This is a genomic window from Amycolatopsis alba DSM 44262 (assembly GCF_000384215.1).
Taxonomy (GTDB): domain Bacteria; phylum Actinomycetota; class Actinomycetes; order Mycobacteriales; family Pseudonocardiaceae; genus Amycolatopsis; species Amycolatopsis alba.
The window spans coordinates 2,670,745-2,688,352 of sequence record NZ_KB913032.1 but is presented as its reverse complement, the minus strand read 5'-3'; the positions used below and the strand labels follow the sequence as shown (position 1 = coordinate 2,688,352).

Annotated in this window: 12 protein-coding genes; 10 read left to right on the top strand and 2 right to left on the bottom strand. The window is 69.5% G+C overall.

What is annotated here, in order from left to right; all coding sequences use genetic code 11:
* Positions 1-54: 54 nt before the first annotated feature.
* The 4 genes from AMYAL_RS48390 to AMYAL_RS0112515 are packed head-to-tail and all read left to right on the top strand — an operon-like array spanning position 55 to position 2,663.
* The gene (locus AMYAL_RS48390) at positions 55-252 is read left to right on the top strand and encodes a type II toxin-antitoxin system HicA family toxin (RefSeq protein ID WP_245193382.1); all 198 of its coding nucleotides are present in this window, start codon (positions 55-57) and stop codon (positions 250-252) included.
* Entirely contained in the window at positions 249-653 is a 405-nt protein-coding gene (locus AMYAL_RS0112525; protein ID WP_020631652.1) for a hypothetical protein, read from the top strand. Before AMYAL_RS48390 ends, AMYAL_RS0112525 begins: the two co-directional genes overlap by 4 nt.
* Positions 654-670: 17 nt before the next feature.
* Positions 671-1,303: a class I SAM-dependent methyltransferase gene (locus AMYAL_RS0112520; protein ID WP_020631651.1), complete on the top strand. Its 633-nt coding sequence runs from the start codon at positions 671-673 to the stop codon at positions 1,301-1,303.
* Positions 1,296-2,663 (top strand): pyridoxal phosphate-dependent decarboxylase family protein, encoded by a 1,368-nt coding sequence (locus AMYAL_RS0112515; RefSeq protein WP_020631650.1) that lies wholly within the window; start codon positions 1,296-1,298, stop codon positions 2,661-2,663. Before AMYAL_RS0112520 ends, AMYAL_RS0112515 begins: the two co-directional genes overlap by 8 nt.
* Here the strand turns inward: AMYAL_RS0112515 and AMYAL_RS0112510 are convergent.
* Positions 2,627-3,889 (bottom strand): FAD-binding protein, encoded by a 1,263-nt coding sequence (locus AMYAL_RS0112510; protein ID WP_020631649.1) that lies wholly within the window; start codon positions 3,887-3,889, stop codon positions 2,627-2,629. The two genes, AMYAL_RS0112515 and AMYAL_RS0112510, sit on opposite strands and share 37 nt — an antisense overlap.
* A gap of 157 nt (positions 3,890-4,046) precedes the next feature.
* Here AMYAL_RS0112510 and AMYAL_RS0112505 point away from each other — a divergent pair, with 157 nt between their 5' ends.
* Entirely contained in the window at positions 4,047-5,060 is a 1,014-nt protein-coding gene (locus AMYAL_RS0112505; RefSeq protein WP_020631648.1) for a methyltransferase, read from the top strand.
* 61 nt (positions 5,061-5,121) lie between these two features.
* Here the strand turns inward: AMYAL_RS0112505 and AMYAL_RS0112500 are convergent, their stop codons facing one another.
* Positions 5,122-6,768: a (2,3-dihydroxybenzoyl)adenylate synthase gene (locus AMYAL_RS0112500; RefSeq protein WP_020631647.1), complete on the bottom strand. Its 1,647-nt coding sequence runs from the start codon at positions 6,766-6,768 to the stop codon at positions 5,122-5,124.
* Between the two features lie 176 nt (positions 6,769-6,944).
* Between AMYAL_RS0112500 and AMYAL_RS45860 the strand changes: the two genes are divergently transcribed.
* The 5 genes from AMYAL_RS45860 (at position 6,945) to AMYAL_RS0112475 (ending at position 17,592) form a co-directional block, all read left to right on the top strand.
* A complete protein-coding gene (locus AMYAL_RS45860; protein WP_425332190.1) occupies positions 6,945-12,278 on the top strand; it encodes a type I polyketide synthase in 5,334 nt (1,777 codons plus the stop codon).
* 68 nt (positions 12,279-12,346) lie between these two features.
* Positions 12,347-13,621, top strand: a complete 1,275-nt coding sequence (locus AMYAL_RS0112490; RefSeq protein WP_020631645.1) for a cation:proton antiporter — start codon at positions 12,347-12,349, stop codon at positions 13,619-13,621.
* A gap of 70 nt (positions 13,622-13,691) precedes the next feature.
* Positions 13,692-14,936: a glycosyltransferase family 2 protein gene (locus tag AMYAL_RS0112485; protein WP_245192899.1), complete on the top strand. Its 1,245-nt coding sequence runs from the start codon at positions 13,692-13,694 to the stop codon at positions 14,934-14,936.
* On the top strand, positions 14,929-16,170 hold the full coding sequence (locus AMYAL_RS0112480) for an MFS transporter (protein ID WP_051137525.1): 1,242 nt from the start codon (positions 14,929-14,931) through the stop codon (positions 16,168-16,170). The genes AMYAL_RS0112485 and AMYAL_RS0112480 overlap by 8 nt, the downstream gene beginning before the upstream one ends.
* A 180-nt stretch (positions 16,171-16,350) precedes the next feature.
* Complete coding sequence (locus AMYAL_RS0112475) at positions 16,351-17,592, top strand: HNH endonuclease signature motif containing protein (protein ID WP_020631642.1); 1,242 nt, start codon at positions 16,351-16,353, stop codon at positions 17,590-17,592.
* The last annotated feature ends 16 nt before the right edge of the window (positions 17,593-17,608 follow it).

Genomic DNA, 17,608 nt, shown 5'->3' with positions numbered 1-17,608 from the left:
CCCTCTAGATCTTGAAAATCAAGGGGGGCTAGATTATCCTGCGTGGTAAAGGCGATGAAGTATCGAGATGTGCGGCGGGCACTCCTCGACGAGGGCTGCGCTCACAAATCGACTCGGGGAAGTCATGAGAAGTGGGTGTGTCCCTGCGGACGACATCAAGCGATCGTGCCCAACCACAAGAACGTCTCACCCGGAGTCGTGGACGACGTCATCAAAAAGCTCACGTGTCTCTCGAAGGGGTGGTTGCAGTGACCGACACCTACGTCGTCGTGGCCAAGCGATGGAAGCGCGGCTGGGAACTTCATGTCGACGGCGTCGGGGTCACGCAGGCAAGCACCCTGTCCAAGGCGGAGGCCGTCGCGCGTGAGTACATCACGTTCGCTCTCGACCTCGACGACGAGAATTCCTTCGAGGTTGATGTCGTACCTCAGCTCGACGCCAAGCTCGCGGAGCAGGTCAGGTCGGCTCGCGCCGACGTGCGGGACGCGGAGCGCAGGCAACGCGAGGCCGCGGCGAAGCAGCGCGACGTGGCGAAGCAACTCGGAACATCCGGCCTGTCCGGGCGGGAGATCGCCGCGGTGCTGGGTTTGACGCCTCAGCGGGTGAGTCAGCTGATCGGCGGCAAAGGGAAGGGCGCGACCGCGGGCGGTTGAGCCGAACGGAGGCAACCATGCCGGAAGATCCCTTCGGCGGCAGAAAACCGACCAGTCATGAGCGGATGACCGGCCTGCCCTGGGACGCGTCGTATCACGAAGGCCCCGCTCCCTGGGACTTCGGCGGTCCCCAGCCCGCCGTGGTCAGGGCGGCCGGAAGGTTCACCGGCACGGTGCTCGACGCGGGCTGCGGATCCGGTGAGAACGCCCTCCACCTCGTCTCCAGAGGACTCCCAGTGCTCGGCGTCGACGTCGCCGAGACAGCTCTCGAAACCGCACGCGAGAAGAACCGGGAACGCGGGCTCGACGCCGAGTTCGCCACGGCCGACGCGCTCCACCTGGAGCGGCTCCAGTGCAGGTTCGACACGGTGCTCGACTGCGGCCTCTTCCACGCTTTCGACGCCGACGAGCGCGTGGCGTACGTCAAAAGCCTCGAAGCGGTCACCAAGGGGACGCTGTACATCCTGTGCTTCAGCGAGGGCGAGAGCGCCGGGCCGCATCCCGTAAAACGTGAAGCGCTGACAAAGCCCTTCGGTGCAGGATGGCGCGTGAAAAGCATCGAGGTGGAGCGCGTCCAGACCAGGTTCCATGACGAGAGTGGCGCTCCCGCCTGGTTCGCGACGATCGAAAGAGAGCCCGCGCGTGAGTGACCTCAGAGATCTCCTGGCCGACGTCGCCGCCCGCGTGGCCGGCTACCGCGAGAGCGTGGCCGACGCGCCGGTCTTCCCTGACGACACGGCCGGTGTCCGCGAAAAGCTCGGCGACCTGCCCGAGAAACCCGTCCCGCCCGCCGACGTGGTCCGGCGGCTGGCGGACGCCGTCGAGCCGGCGTTGGTGGCGAGCACCGGGCCGAGGTACTTCGGCTTCGTGACCGGTGGGGCGCTCGACGCGGCGACGGCGGCCGACCTGCTCGCGACCGGCTGGGACCAGCCCGCGTTCAACAAGGTCACTTCGCCTGCGGCGGCGATTGTCGAGGACGTGGCGGGCGAGTGGCTCAAGGACGTTCTCGGCCTGCCGTCGCACGCCTCGTTCGGGTTCGTGACCGGCGGACAGGGCGCGAACACGGTCGGCCTCGCCGCCGCCCGGCATCACGTGCTGGCGCAGGCGGGCTGGGACGTCGAGCGCCGCGGGCTGCACGGGGCACCGCCGTTGCGGGTCATCGCCAACGAGGAGCGGCACGCGACGATCGACCGCTCCCTGCGTCTCCTCGGCTTGGGCACCGACGCTGTCACGCCGGTGCGAGCGGACGACCAGGGCGCCATCGACATCGCGGCTCTCGAAAAGGCGCTCGACGGGCCCGCAATCGTTTGCCTTCAGGCCGGGAACGTGAACACAGGCGCGTTCGACGACTTCGCCGCGGCGACGGAGATCGCCCACCGGCACGGTTCCTGGGTCCACGTCGACGGCGCTTTCGGGCTCTGGGCGGCCGTCGCGCCGGCGCTCAGGCGGCTGACCGCGGGGCTGGAAACGGCTGACTCCTGGGCGGTCGACGGCCACAAGTGGCTCAACGTCCCGTACGACAGCGGCTATGTCTTCTGCGCCCATCCCGAGTCGCATGTGGCCGCGATGTCGCTCACCGCCGCGTACCTGACCGGCCAGGGGGACGGCGGCGTGCGGGCGCCGAGCGACTTCGTCCCGGAGTCGTCCCGCCGGGCGCGGGGGTTCGCCACCTGGGCGGCGCTCAGCGAACTGGGGCGCACGGGGATCGCCGAGCTGGTCGAGCGGTGCTGCGCGCTGGCCCGAAGGTTCGCCGGGCAGCTCACGGATGCGGGCATCACCGTCGTGAACGATGTCGTGCTGAACCAGGTTCTCGTCGACTTCGGCGAGGACACGGAACGCGTGGTCGAGGCTGTCCAGCGGTCCGGCGAATGCTGGATGGGCGCGACCACGTGGCGCGGCAAGCGCCTGATGCGGATCTCGGTGTCCAACTGGAGCACCACCGAAGCCGACGTCGACCGCAGTGTCGCCGCGATTCAGGCCGCCTGGGCGTCCGTCGCGTCCAGCGGATAGGCATAGCTCGCCCCGCCGAGACGCCGCGCTGTCGCGTGCAGGGCGGCGTTGGCCTCGCGCATCCGCCGCAGCGTCGTGAGGTCTCCGGGCGGCGCGGTCCGCTGGACGCCGAAGAGCACGGTGTACGGGTCCCGCGCGGTCGGGACGCGGGGAGCGGACACTCGCGCGGTCGGGAAAAGATAGAGGAGCACGCTGCCGCCGTCGCCGAGAAGCTCGGGCGTCAAGCCGTCCAAGGCGTCACCGAGCACTTTTTCGGCCTGAGCGCCGGGAAGCAGGACGTTCGCACGGGGATGCGGGTGATACCACGAACCCGTCGACCGCAGATGCGCTTCGATCGGCAGGATCCGGTCGACGAACTCCCGGTACGTCGCCTCGGTGATCTCGGCGGAATCGTGCCGGAGGTCGTCGATCGGCGGCGACTGCGCGGAAACGGCCTCCAGCACGAATCGCCAGCGTCCGTCGACATACCGCGCCTGGCCGTCGACGTGATCGAACCGGAGCTCGTCCACCAGCCGCCGCTGATCGCCGAGATACGCGCCGAGATCGTGATACGTCAAGCGATGCCGCCGGACCTTCGAAGGCGCGCGGGTCAGCGCGACGGTGGCCCGCGTGATGATCCCGTGCCGCCCCTGCGTCCCGCGCACGGCGTCGAAGAGCGCCGCGTTGCCGGTGGGCGAGCAGGTCACCAGTTCCCCGTCGGGGGTGACGACGTCGAGATCGTGGACGTTGTCCGCCTGCGAGCCGTACCGGTGGCTCGCGCCGCCGAAACCGCCGGTGGACAGCAATCCGCCGACGGAGAGATCCAGGTAGTCGGGGAGCACGGGCGGGACGGTGCCGGTGCGCAGCGACGCGTCGACGACCGCGCGCCAGCGTGCGCCCGCGTCCACGCTGATCCGGTCCGGGCCGAACGGGCGGACCCCGCCGAGTGACGACATGTCGACGACGATCCCGGCGTCGACCAGTGCCTGCCCGTCGACCGAATGCCCGGCCCCGCGCGCCACGACGGGGATTCCGTTCTTCCGGCCGAACCGGACGAGTGTCGCCACGTCGACAGCGGTGGCGGGGAAGGCGACGGCGAGCGGACGGCGGTGGACGTGACCGCCGAAGTCCCGCTCAGCGTCCGCGAGGTCACGGTCGCGGACGCTGAGCGTTCCGGCGAGTTCGGGCAGTGCCACGGCTCCGCGTCCGGGGATCGCCAACCGGGGTTCGAATTCGTGGTGTGCCACGGGATGCGACCTCCGGGTCCGGGGAACTGCCTTCTCCTCGGACAACGACGTTAAAGGTCACCTGCGGTGGCTGGCCTCTCCCCGATTGCGAGCAGTCGTGGATAAGCCCCGGCGCGCGTCTCGCCCCTAGCCTGACCGAAGGGCGAAGGGAGCACAAATGTCGGTCGACGACGCGGGACGGCTCGGGCTGAGGGCGTTGGCGGATCTGGCGACACCGATGGCGGTCCGGGTGGCGGCCACCTTGCGGGTCGCCGATCACATCGCGGCGGGGGCGCGGACCCCGGCCCAGCTCGCCGCGGTCACCGGCACGCACGCGGGGGCGCTGGACCGCTTGCTGCTGCACCTGGTCACCGTCGGCTTGTTCACCAGGGACCACACGGGCGCCTACGCGGTGACCGAGGTCGGTGCGCAGCTCCGTGACGGTCACCCGCGCAGCAAACGGAAGTGGCTGGACATGAACGGCGCCATCGGCAAGGGGGACCTGAGTTTCGTCGACCTCGCCCACGCGGTGAAGACCGGCGAGGAGTCCTATTCGGTGCGCCACGGCGTCCCGTTCTGGGACGATCTCAGCGGCGACGCGGAACTCTCGGCGTCCTTCGACGCGCTGATGGGGCATCACATCGCGCTGGACAACTCGGGCATCGTCGACGCCTACGACTGGGCGGATCTCGGACACGTCGTCGACGTCGCGGGCGGTAGCGGCGCGCTCCTGGAAGCGTTGCTCACCAAGCATTCCGGGTTGCGCGGCACGCTGGTGGACCTGCCGGGGCCGTCGGCGAACGCGCGCGAGAGATTCGCCGGGAACGGGCTAGGCGAGCGGGTCGACGTCGTGTCGGGAAGCTTCTTCGACCCGTTGCCCGACGGCGCGGACGCGTACGTGCTCTCGGCGATCATCCACGACTGGGACGACGGGCCGTCGGTCCAGATCCTGAAGCGCTGCGCGGAGGCGGCCGGGGACGACGGTGTCGTCCTGCTCGTCGAGGCGATCGGTTCCGACGGCGAGACCCCGAACACCGGTATGGACCTGCGCATGCTCATCTACAACGGCGGTAAGGAACGCGGTCTCTCCGAGCTGGCGGAGCTGGCGCGGATGGCCGGGCTCAAGGTGCGCGGGACGCACAAGGTCGGCCAGAAGTCGTATATGTCCATTGTGGAATTGGTCAAGGCTTAGCGCGTTCCGTGAAGGCCTCCTTCACTACCTTGAGGGTAGGGAAGGAGGCCTTCACGGACTTTCAGGCGGCCAGGCGTGACGCGATGTCGGCCCGCAGAGCTTTCTTGTCCACCTTGCCGATTCCGGTGGCGGGCAGGGCATCGACGACTACTAGGCGTTCCGGAAGCTTGAATCGGGCCGCACCTGCGGCGAGCATCAGCGAGTGGACGTCTTGCAGTGTCACAGGGCCGGTGGCGACGACGTAGAGGCAGACGGTCTCGCCGAGTTCCGGGTCCGGCATCGCGACCGCCGCCGCGTGGTCGACACCGTCCACCTCAAGGGCGAAGGTCTCGATTTCCTCGGCGTTGATCTTCTCGCCGCCCCGGTTGATGACGTCCTTCTCCCGGCCGGAAACCACCAGATAGCCCTCGGGGGTCACGCGGACGATGTCGCCGGTGTTGTACCAGCCGTCGACGAACGACCGCGCGTTCAGCTCAGGAGAACGATAGTAGCCACGCGTCGTGTACGGGCCCTTCACCAGCAGGATCCCCGGCTCGCCCGGCGGAACCGGCGCGCCTTCCTCGTCGACCAAGCGGATCTCGTCGTGCGGTGAGATCGGCTTGCCCTGGGTGTGCAGCACGAGCCCGTCCGGGTCGTCGAGCCGCGTCAGGCACAGAAGTCCTTCGCCCATCCCGAAAACCTGCTGCAGTGTGCACCCGAGCTTCGGTCGCACCTGAGCGGCCAGCGAAGGATCGAGTTTGGCCGCGCCGATCTGGATCATCTCCAAAGTGGACAGATCGATTCCCGGATCGGTGTCCAGGTACTCGATCCACCGGTGCAGGATCGCCGGCACCGCGGAGGTCGCGGTGATCCGCTCGCTCTCGATCAGCGGCAGCGCCTGCTGTGGCGCGGGTGACGGCGCGATGACGACCCGGCCGCCGGACAGCAGTGCGCCCAGGATCCCCGGTCCGGTGTTCGCGAACCCGTGTCCCAGCGGCAGCACCACCAGATACGCCGTGTCCGGCCCGAACCGGCAGATCTCCGACGCCGTCTTGATCATGTACGTCAGGTCGTTGCCGCTGCGCGGGATCAGCTTCGGCAGTCCCGTCGTCCCGCCCGAAAGCAGGAAGGTCGCGACGGAGTCGCCGTTCGGCGCGGCGGCGTCGAGCGACTGGGTGACCTCGGCTGGCTCGTCCGCGACGAACAGCCCGCGCAGGTCGATGTTGCCGGGGGCGACGTCCTCGCCGACCACGAGCACGAGCCCGTCCGGCAGCACTTCACGGGCCAGCGCCTGATGGTCGAATCCTTTGTGGACATCCGGCACGACGATCGCGTTCGCCTCGGCGTTCGCGAGAATCCCGCCGATCTCGTGCTCGCGGAACTGCGGCATCGTCCACACCGGGACGGCACCGAGCCGCAGGCAGGCGAACGTGGTGACGACGAACTCCCAGCAGTTCGGCAGCTGGATGACGACGCGGTCGTCGCCGCCGACACCGAGCGCGCTCATCCGGATCGCCGCGCCGTCGGCCTTGGCCAGCAGTTCCCCGAACGTCATCCGCACGTCCCCGTCGACGAGGCAGACCTCGTCCGGGTATTTGCGCGCGGTCTCGGCCAGCTGTGTCCCCAGCGACCGGCCTTCCCAATAGCCCTCGGCGAAATAGCGGTCCGCGTCGGCGCGCGGCCACGGCACGACCCCCGACCCGGTCGACCGCCCGGCTGATCCCGGCATGGCTCCTCCTCGATGTGGGTCCCGATCGGACACTAAAGGCGCGTCGCGCGCCGGGCGTCTCGAACCTTGCGCCGCACACTCGAAGATCGCTCGAGGATCGCGCGCAAGCAGTCGAGGAGATGCCGGAGTCACACGCCAGGGCAGACGCTGTCCGTACAACGAGGCGCCGGAATTTTGTGTTGTCTCCGGTCGGGCGACCTATTTCGAGGAGCGAGGACTTGAGCGAGTACAAAGCACCCGACGAAGCCATTGCGATCATCGGTATGAGTTGCAGGTTCGCTCCCGACCTCGACTCTCCGGAGAAGTTCTGGGAGTTCCTCGCCGATGGTAAGAGCACCGTCAGCGACATGCCCGAGAAGCGATGGAAGTCCTACGCGGCGAGCAGCCCGCAGGCGACCGCGATCCTGAGGGGGACCACGATCCGCGGCTCCTTCCTCGACGACATCGAGGGATTCGACGCCGACTTCTTCGGCATTTCCCCGCGTGAGGCGGACTTCCTCGACCCGCAGCAGCGGTTCATCCTCGAACTGGCCTGGGAGGCGCTGGCGGACGCGGGGGTCCCGCCGCTGTCGCTGCGCAACTCCGACGCCGGGGTGTTCGTCGCCGCCAACTCGAACGACTACGGCCGCCGCCTGCTGGAGGACATCCCCCTCACCGGCGCGTACGCGGTCAACGGCACGACGTTCTACGGGATCGCGAACCGCGTTTCGTACTTCCTCGACGTCCGCGGCCCGAGCATGGCCGTTGACACCGCCTGCGCCGGTTCGCTGACGGCGCTGCACATCGCGGCGCAGAGCCTGCGCACCGGTGAGACGTCGATCGCGCTCGTCGGCGGCGTCAACATCATGGCCACCCCGGCGCTGAACGTCGCGCTGGAGGGCGCGGGCGCGATGTCGCCGGACGGCACCAGCAAGGCGTTCGACAAGAACGCCGACGGCTACGGCCGCGGCGAGGGCGCCGGCGTCATCGTGCTGAAGCTGCTTTCGGACGCGGTCCGCGACGGCGACCCGATCCAGGCCGTGATCCGCGGCAGCGGCGTCTTCCAGGACGGCCGGTCCGAGGGCATGATGGCGCCGAACGCCGAGGCGCAGGCCCACATGCTCCGCGAGGTCTACGAGCGCGCGGGCGTCGACCCGTCCACTGTGGACTACGTCGAGGCGCACGGCACCGGAACCCCGACCGGCGACGGTGAAGAGGTCGAGGCGCTCGCCGCCGTCATCGGTTCGGTGCGGTCGACGGAGAACCCGTGCCTGGTCGGTTCGGTGAAGCCGAACATCGGGCACGTCGAGGGCGGTTCCGGGATCACCGGCGTGATCAAGACCGTGCTGGCGCTGCGCAACGAGCAGATCCCGCCGAGCCTGCACACCGAGCCGAACGACGCGATCTCCGACCCGTCTTCGGGCCTGAAGCTGGTCGGCGAGACCACCCCGTGGCCCGCCGGCGAGAACACCCGCCGTGCCGGTGTGTCCAGCTACGGCGTCGGCGGCACCATCGCCCACGTCGTCCTCGAAGAGGGCCCTGCGCAGCCGGAACTCAAGCGGGACAAGGGAACCAGCGACGGCACGCGTAAGGTCTTCCCGATCTCCGCGATGTCGGAAGCGGGCCTGCGCGCGCTGGCCGGTTCCGTCGCGGACTGGATCGACGCCAACCCCGGCGCGTCGCTCGGCTCCATCGGGTACACGCTCGCGCGGCGCCGTTCGCACCTTCCGCAGCGCGGCACCGTCATCGCCGCCTCCACCGAGCAGCTGGCCGAGCGGCTCCGCGCCCTCGCCGTCGACGAACCCGCGTCCGGCATCCTGATCGCCCGCGCGGGACAGCAGAGCGACGGCGCGGTCTGGGTCTTCTCCGGGCACGGTTCGCAGTGGTCCGGCATGGGCCGCCAAATGCTCGCCGAGCACGCCGGATTCGCCGCCACGATCGACTCGCTGGCAGGCGTCTACCGCGAGGAACTGGGCTGGACGCCCCGCGAGGCGATCCTCGACGGCGGCCCGTGGACCGCCGCGCACGTCCAGGCGCTGACCTTCGCCATGCAGGTCGGCCTGGCCGGGGTGTGGCGCAGCCGCGGTGTCGAGCCGGGCGCGATCATCGGGCACTCCGTCGGCGAGATCGCCGCCGCGGTGGCCGCCGGTTCGCTCGACATCCTCGAAGCCGCCCGCTTCGCCTGCCGCCGCGCGGCCGCGTTGCAGCGGCTGGAGGGCGACGGCGGAATGGTGCTGGCGAGCCTGTCGTTCACCGAGGTCCAGGCCAAGCTGGGTGACCGTGCCGACGTCGTCGCCGCCATCTCCGCGAGCCCGACGTCGACAGTCGTCTCCGGCGACAAGGCCGCGATCGCGGAACTCGTCACGCAGTGGCGTGAAGAGGGCATCGACATGCGGGTCGTCGACACCGACATCGCGTTCCACAGCACGCATGTGGACGCGGTGCTGGAAGAGGTCGCGGCCGCGGCCCGGCAGCTCAACCCGCGCACGCCGTCGGTCAGTCTCTACAGCACCGCGCTGACCGACCCGCGTTCCGACGTGGCCCGCGACGGCGACTACTGGGCGGGCAACCTGCGCAACCCGGTCCGCTTCGCCGAAGCCGTCGAGGCCGCGTTCTCCGACGGGCACCGCGTGTTCGTCGAGATCTCGTCGCATCCGGTCGTCTCGCACTCCATCATCGAGACCGCCGAGAGCCTCGGCATCGACGACCTGGCGGGCTGCGCCACCTTGCGCCGCAACACCGACGAGGTCGGCACGCTGCTGCACAACCTCGCCAAACTGCACGTCCAGGGCGTCGAGATCGACTGGACGCGCGACTTCGCCGACGGTGACCTGCTGGGCATCCCGGCCGCGGCGTGGCAGCACAAGCCGTATTGGATCTTCCCGGAGACCGGCGCCGACGCCGGCCTCGGCAGCGGGCACGACCCGGAGAGCCACAGTCTCCTCGGCGGCCGGATGACCGTGTCCGGCGCGCCGTCGCGGCAGGTCTGGCAGACGCGGCTCGACATGGACAGCCGTCCGTACCCGCAGAGCCACGGCCTGGTCGGGGTCGAGGTCACCCCGGCGGCGTCGATCATCAACACCTTCGCCCTCGCGGCGGAGGAAGAGGTCGCGCCCGCGCTGACCGACATCGTGCTGCGCACCCCGCTCGCCGTGCAGCCCGCCCGGATCGTCCAGATCGTCAAGGAGGGCCGGTCGCTCGCGCTGGCCACCCGGATCGCGGACGAGACCAGCGCCGACAGCGACGAGTGGATCACGCACACCACCGCCACTATCGACACGGGCGCCAAGGCACCGGAGGGCCGGATCGACTTCGCCACGATCCGCGACCGCCTGCCCAGCGGGTCGCTCACCAAGGCCGACGAGATGTTCGGCCGTATGGGTGTGGAGGGCTACGCGTTCCCGTGGGACATGAGCGAGCTCTACTACGACGACGTCGAGCAGCTCGCGCTGATGGACTGCGTCGCGCCGCCCGCGAAGCTGGCCACCAGCTGGGCGCACGTGATCGACGCCGCGCTCACGATCAGCGCGATGGTGGTCTCGCCCGGCCACGCCACCGTGCTGTGGATGTCGCGTGGCATCGAGAAGGTCGCGTGGAAGGGTGAGCCGCCCGCGCGGATCATCGTGCACGCCACGCGTTCGCCGAAGTCGCCGGAGGACACCGTCGACGTGCTGGTCGCCAACGAAGACGGCGACATCATCAGCGAGGTCATCGGCCTGAAGTTCGCGGCGGTCGAGCACCTCGGCACCGCGGTCCTGCCGCGTGACCTGGTGCACGAGGTCACCTGGCACGAGCTGCCCGAGGCCACGCTGGCCTCGGACCTCGACCAGATCGTCGTCGTCGGCCCGCCCGCCACCACCGGCACGCTGGTGGAGCAGTTCACCGCGGCGGGGGTCAGCGCCACCGCGGTCGAGGTGGCGATCGACGGCGAACCGCTCGACCTCACCGCCGAGATGTTCGCGAACCCCGGCGCGGTCGTCGTCGCGCCTTCGCGGGCGGCGGAAGGCGAGCGGCTGGAGGACTCGACCGAACGCACCACCTGGTCGCTCATCCGCACCGCGCAGCGCATCGCGGAACTGCAGGCGACGTCGAAGGGCAAGGTCGCGACCCAGCGGATCTGGGCGATCACCAGCGGCGTCCGGCAGGGCACCGACGAACGTTCGGTCGCGCACGGCCCGTTGTGGGGTGTCGGCCGCATCATCGCCGGCGAGCACCCGGAACTGTGGGGCGGCACGATCGACGTCGAGCACTGCACGGCGCCGGACCTCGGCTCTCGGCTGCTCGAGATCTTCCGCGGCCCGGCCGGTGACGAGGACGTCATCTCGCTGACCGGCGGGGGCGCGGAAGTGGCCCGGTTGAACCAGATCACCCGCAGCGCCGACGGTTCCCCGCTGCACTGCTCGCCCTCGGGCACGGTGCTGATCACTGGCGGTCTCGGCGGGCTCGGGCTGGAGGTCGCCCGCTGGCTGGTCGACCGCGGCGCCCGCCGCCTGCTGCTGGCAGGCCGCCGTGGCCTGCCGCCGCGCGCGGACTGGGCTTCGGTGACCGACCCGGACGTGCGGCACCAGATCGACAGTGTCCTCGGGCTCGAAGCGCTCGGTGTCACGGTCGGCGTGCTGGCGCTGGACATCACCGACGAGGACGCCGTCGCCGAGGCGCTCGCGCCGGGCGCGCTGGGACTGCCGCCGGTCACCGGCGTCATCCACGCCGCCGGTGTGGTCAACGACGCGCTGGTGGACAAGGTCGACCAGGACGGGCTGCGCGACGTGTTCGCGCCGAAGGTGGGCGGGGCGCTGGTGCTGCACCGGCTCTTCCCGGCGGGGTCGCTCGACTTCTTCGTCCTGTTCTCCTCGTGCGGCCAGTTCGCCCGTCTCTCCGGGCAGGCGAGCTACGCGGCGGCCAACTCGTTCCTCGACGCGCTGGCCACGCACCGCAACTCCGGCGGTACCAACGACACCATCAGCCTCGGCTGGACGGCGTGGCGCGGTGTCGGTCTGTCGCAGGACATCGCGACGACCATGCTGGAAGCGAACTCCCGTGGCCTGGAAGCCGTTTCCGCTTCGGAGGCGTTCCGGGCGTGGGCGTTCGGCGACCGGTTCGCCTCCGACTACCAGGCGGTGCTGCGGGTCCTGCCGACCCCGCCGCACCAGCGGAAGCTGCCGATGTTCCGCGAGCTCACGGTGGTCGACGAGAACGCCGAGGCCAACGCGGGCAACGGGTTCACCGTCGACTTCGCGAATCTGTCCGAAGAGGAGACCCGCGAGAAGGTCACCGGCGACGTCCGCGAGCAGGTGGCGGCGGAGCTGAACCTGGAGGCCGGTGACATCGAGCTGAAGCGGCCGCTGGTCGAACTCGGCGTCGACTCGGTGATGACGGTGGCGCTGCGGGTGCGGCTGCAGCGGCGCTACGGACTGGACCTCCCGCCGACCATCCTGTGGGCCAAGCCCACCGTGGCCGCGGTGTCCGACCACATCCACACCAGCCTCGCCGAACTGGCGGCGGGCGACGAAAACCAGGCCGAAGCGGCCTGATCCCCGAACCGAAGGGCGTGGGCGGCCTCGATGGCCGTCCGCGCCCTTCGGCGTCAGAAAGGTGTCCCATGGCCATCGAACCGATCACCCGGTTCCTGCTCGCCGTCGGCGCGATCCTGCTGGTCAGCCATTTCTGCGGGGAGGTGCTGCGAAGACTCGGGCAGCCGCCGGTGCTCGGCGAGATCGTCGGCGGGCTGCTGCTCGGCCCTTCGGTGCTCGGCCTGATCTGGCCTTCGGGCGGCGCCTGGCTCTTCGCACCCGAAGTACTGTCCAGTTTGGACAAAGTCGCGCAACTGGGCCTGGTCGTGTTCATGTTCCTGCTCGGCTGCGAACTGCGGACCGACCGCATCGAACGGAAATCCCTGGTCGGCGCGGTGGTGCTCGGCGGGATGGGGCTTCCGTTCGCCGCCGGGATCGGGGTCGCCTTCGCCGCGTCATCCGTGCTGGCGGGCGCGGGTGCCCCGACGACGGGCTACGTCCTGTTCTTCGCGCTGGCGATGGCCGTCACCGCGTTGCCCGTACTGGCACGGATCCTGGTCGACCTCAAGATGGAACGGACCGGGCTCGCCGCGCTGTCGATCACCAGCGCGGCGATCGGGGACGGCGTCGCCTGGCTCACGCTCACCCTGATCCTGGTGGGCACCGGGGTCCACGGCAGCGGAAGCCCCGCCACGACGGCGATCCTGGCCGTGGTGCTGGTCATCTTCACGTCACTCGTCGTACGGCGGGCGCTGAGCGCGCTGGTCACGCGGATCGAGTCCGAGAAGGTCATGACCGTCGTGCTGCTCGTGGGCGCGCTCGGCTTCGCCGTGATGACCCAGATCCTCGGGCTGCACGCGCTGCTCGGCGCCTTCCTGTTCGGCACCGCCGTCCCGAGGGACTGCCCGCTGGTCGAGCGGATCAGTGAACAGCTGCGCGGCTTCACCCTCGTCGTGCTGCTGCCGCTGTTCTTCGCGCTGGTCGGGCTGAGCACATCGATCGGGCTGCTGGGCACGAACGTCTCGCACTGGCTCCTGTTCGCCGGGATCCTCGCCGTCGCACAGCTCACGAAGTTCATCGGCGCGGGCGGCGCGGCCCGGCTCGCCGGGCTACCGGGGGACCAGGCGATCCAGCTCGGCACGCTGATGAACTGCCGCGGCGTCACCGAACTCGTCGTCGCCACCATCGGCCTGAAATACGGACTGGTGAACCAGCTGGGCTTCACCATGCTCGTCATGGTCGCCGTCGTCACCACGGCCATCACCGGGCCCCTGATGCGTTTCCTCACTCGTCGGCAATCAAGAAGACGTTCCGCCCCGCGACCGGCTGTCACGCTCGGTGTCCGAACAACCAAGGAAAACTAGGGACGGAGGAGCAGTGCAACCGCATCCCTGTGACTGCAGCCCGATGTGCGTGTTACGGGCGACCAATCCGATGCAGATCCGGCCGACCCGTACGGGCGGCAAGACCTTCGCCTCGGCATCGGCTTATTGGAAGGCCGAGCCGGGGAGCGCGGATCTCGCGGGGCGGATCGTCCGGTACGTCGTACTGGCCAACGACCCCGCGGTGCCGGACGTCGCCGCCGACTACTGGATGCACAGCGAACGCTTCTATCGTGCCGTCGTCGACCCGCTCGAGGCCGAGATCGGCCACGACACGGCGTACCGGCGGCTCGTCGCGCAGCCGACCGACACGTTCGCCGAACGCCGGCTCGAAGAGCGCGTCGTCGCGTTGCTCGACGAAAGTCCCAGTCTGGCCGAGAAACTGGGGCGCGAAGCCGACGCCGCGGACGACAACGTCTACATCAACTACTTCCGGGGCAGGCTCTACGAACCGGAGGCCGAACCCGCCGGGCTCGACAGGCTGACGGAACTCGCCAAGGGCGTGCGCTCGCGGCCTTCCGGGACCGGCGACGAGATCCTCGTCGTCGTCCCGCTGTCCGACCGGGACGGCGCGGGCCGGATCCGGAACCTGACCGCCTGTCTGCTCGCGTTGCGCGATCAGACTTTCCCTTCGGACCGGTACCGGGTGACCGTCGTCGAGTTCGACGAGAAGCCGCGCTGGAAGCACGTCGTCGAGCCGCTGGTCGACCACTATGTGCACATCCAGGGCGAAGGGCTGTTCAACAAGTCCTGGACGCTGAACGTGGGCGTACGCGAGACCCTCGGCGCGGCGCGGACCCTGTGCCTGCTCGACGCCGACATCCTGGTGGACCGGGAATTCCTGGAGCGCAACCACTCGCGGTTCGTCGACCAGCGCGCCGACGCGCATCTGCCGCACACCGAAATGCTGTCGCTGGACGGCCCTTCGAGCGACTGGCTGATCGAACGCCGCTGCGGCGAGAGCACGCCGGAAGCACCCCTGGCGGGCGCGCGCGGGCTGCTGCTTCGCGACGTCCCCGGCGCCTGCCTGTGGACGCGACCGGAGATCTTCACCCGCATCGGCGGCTTCGACGAGCGCTACAAGGGCTGGGGCGGTGAAGACGAGGACATGCTCTACCGCATCTCCGCGGCGGGCGACGTCACCCAGTACGACGACGTCTTCCTGCACCTCGCGCATCGGCGGCCGCCGATGCGCAACGCCGAGGGGAAGCCGTTCAACGCGCACGTCGAAGTGGGCAGCTGGACCGGCGAGTCCGGCTTCGGGGACACGGCCGGTGTGACGAGTGGCGATGAGTAGCGGGCTGGAGATCCATCCGGTGAAGGACGTGCGGCGCCAGCGGATCGCGATCTCGGGGATCTTCCTGATGATCGGGATCATGCTGGGCTCGTGGTTCGCGCGGGTGCCGCAGCTGCGGATCGAACTCGGGCTGAACTTCGCGGAACTCGGCATGGTGCTGCTGAGCCAGACCGTCGGTGTCCTGCTGGCGATGCAGCTGGCCGGTCACCTGTCGAACCACCTCGACAGCCGGGCCGTCATCCGTGTCACTTCCCTTGTCCTGCCGTGGTTCCTGCCGCTGATGGCGGCGATGCCCGGCGCGGTCACCGCCGGTCTCGGGATGCTGACGTGGGGTGTCATCGCCGGTCTGCTGGACGTGTCGATGAACGCACAGGGCGTCGAGGTCGAACGGCGGGCGCGGCGGCCGGTGCTCAACAGCCTGCACGCGGTGTGGGGCATCGGCGCGCTGCTCGGCTCGGGCGGCACGGTGCTCGCCGTCCGGGCGGAACTCTCGCTGAGCGCCCATTTCTGGGTCGTCGCGGTGGTTCTCGTCGTGATCGCGCTGTTCAGCGGCCGTTGGCTGCTGACGGAATCGCGCGGTTCTGTGCAGGCCAAGGAGAAGGCGCCGAAGGTCGGCTTCTTCTCCGGCTGGACGCGCGCGGTGATCATCCTCGGCGGCCTCGGCGCGGCCGTCGCGCTGTGCGAAGGCGCCGTGTCCAGCTGGGGCGGCGTGTTCCTGAGCGAACAACGCGGCGCGGCGGCGAACATCGCTTCGCTGGGCTATTTCGCGTTCATCGTGGCGCAGACCGGGACCCGGCTGATCGGCGACCGGCTGCACCGGCGATTCGGCGCCGTGGCACTGGTGCGCTGGAGCATGGCGATGACCGCGGCCGGCGTCCTGCTCGCCGTGCTGGTGCAGAGCGTGTGGTTCGGCCTGGCCGGGCTCGCGATGGCGGGCGTCGGGCTCGCCGTGGCGATCCCGATCATCTCCAGCGCGGTGGGGCATGGCACGAAGTCCAACACCAGCCTGGCGATCGCGCGGTACAGCACGCTGCACAACGCCGGTGTCCTCGCCGGACCGGCGATCTTCGGATGGCTCGCGCAGACCTTCGGGATCAGTACGGCGCTGACGTTGCTGCTGGTGCCGCTCGGGGTGATCGGGCTCTTCGCTTCGGCCACTTCTCCCGCTTCGGTACGGGCTTCCTCGGCACCGCCGGAGCCTGGGCCTGAGCCTGTGGTGCCTCGGGCCGCTTAGGGGCTCGTCTCGTGAGTGGTAAGGATTGTTCTAACCGGTCCTTGCCACTCACGAGACGTATTACGAGCTGTGCGTTACCGGCCTTGTGGTGTGGTTTCACTCGTCAGTGGTCAATATGCAATTAGCGTTGTCGCTTAAAATTACGAACAATCAACGGTCGTATTTCGGTAATATGGTGGGGTGTCCGAGACTCTCATTCCCGAACTGCCGCAGGAGCTGTGGCGTGCCGGCAAGCTGGAGCTTGCCCATGGCGCGACGCATCTGGTGCAGGTGATCCGGGTCGCGTCCGCCTGCCTGGGGATGTATCTGGCGGAGGTCGAGACACGGGGCGCGGAAGACCTGTTCGGCCACGGGAACGCGGCGTCCTGGTTCGCTGAGATCGCCCGGATTTCGCTGGGGGACGCGCGGGACACGGTGAACCGGGCCCTGGCCCTGAACCCCGTCCCCGTGGCCGGTGGTGAGACGGCGGTGTTCGCGCCCGCGACCGCCGCCGCGGCCGAGGACGGCGCGATCGGGGACCAGCACATCGACCTCATCCTGGACATCCTCCGGAAAATCCCCGCCGGTGAGCGGGAGGGCGCGGACAAGATCCTCGCCGGCCTTGCCCGCCACGCCGGACCCAGAGAACTCGCCGAAGCCGGCGCGAACCTTCTCGCGCACCTGGACCCCGACGGGAACGAACCGAAGGACCCCGAACCCGCCCCGCCACGGCGGGAGGTGTTCGTCGAGCGCCGCGGAGACGGGTTCTGGAAACTCTCCGGTCTGCTGGACCCCGAGACCGGGGCCCGCACCGCGGCCATCCTGGACGCCCATGGGGCACGGCGGCCGGTCGATGAGTCCGGCCAGGCCGACCACCGGACCATGCCCCAACGCTACGGCGATGCCTGGGCCGACGTCCTCGACCTCGCCACCGCCTGCCCCGACCAGCCCGGCACTGCCGGCTACCGCACGCTGGTGCACGTCACCGTCGGCCTCGACGCCCTGAAAACCGGGCTCGGGACCGCGTGCCTGGACTTCGTCGGCACCATCACCGCCCGCGAAGCCCGCCTGATGGCCTGCGACTGCCTCATGATCCCCGCCGTCCTCAGCACCGCCGGTGAACCCCTCGACGTCGGGCGGATGCGACGCTTCGTCACCCCCGGCCAACGCCGAGCACTCAACATCCGCGACGGCGGCTGCGCGTTCCCCGGCTGCCACCGGGCGCCGAAACACTGTCACGCACACCATATTCAGCACTGGGCAGACGGCGGACCCACCGACCTCCGCAACCTCGTCCTGCTCTGCTCGTTTCACCACCGGCTGATCCACCACGGCGACTGGCAGGTCCGGATCGCCGGAGACGGCATACCCGAATTCCTGCCACCCCAATACCTCGACCCCTTGCGACATCCTCGACGCAACACCCTCCACCACGTCACCTGACCCCCACATCACCGAG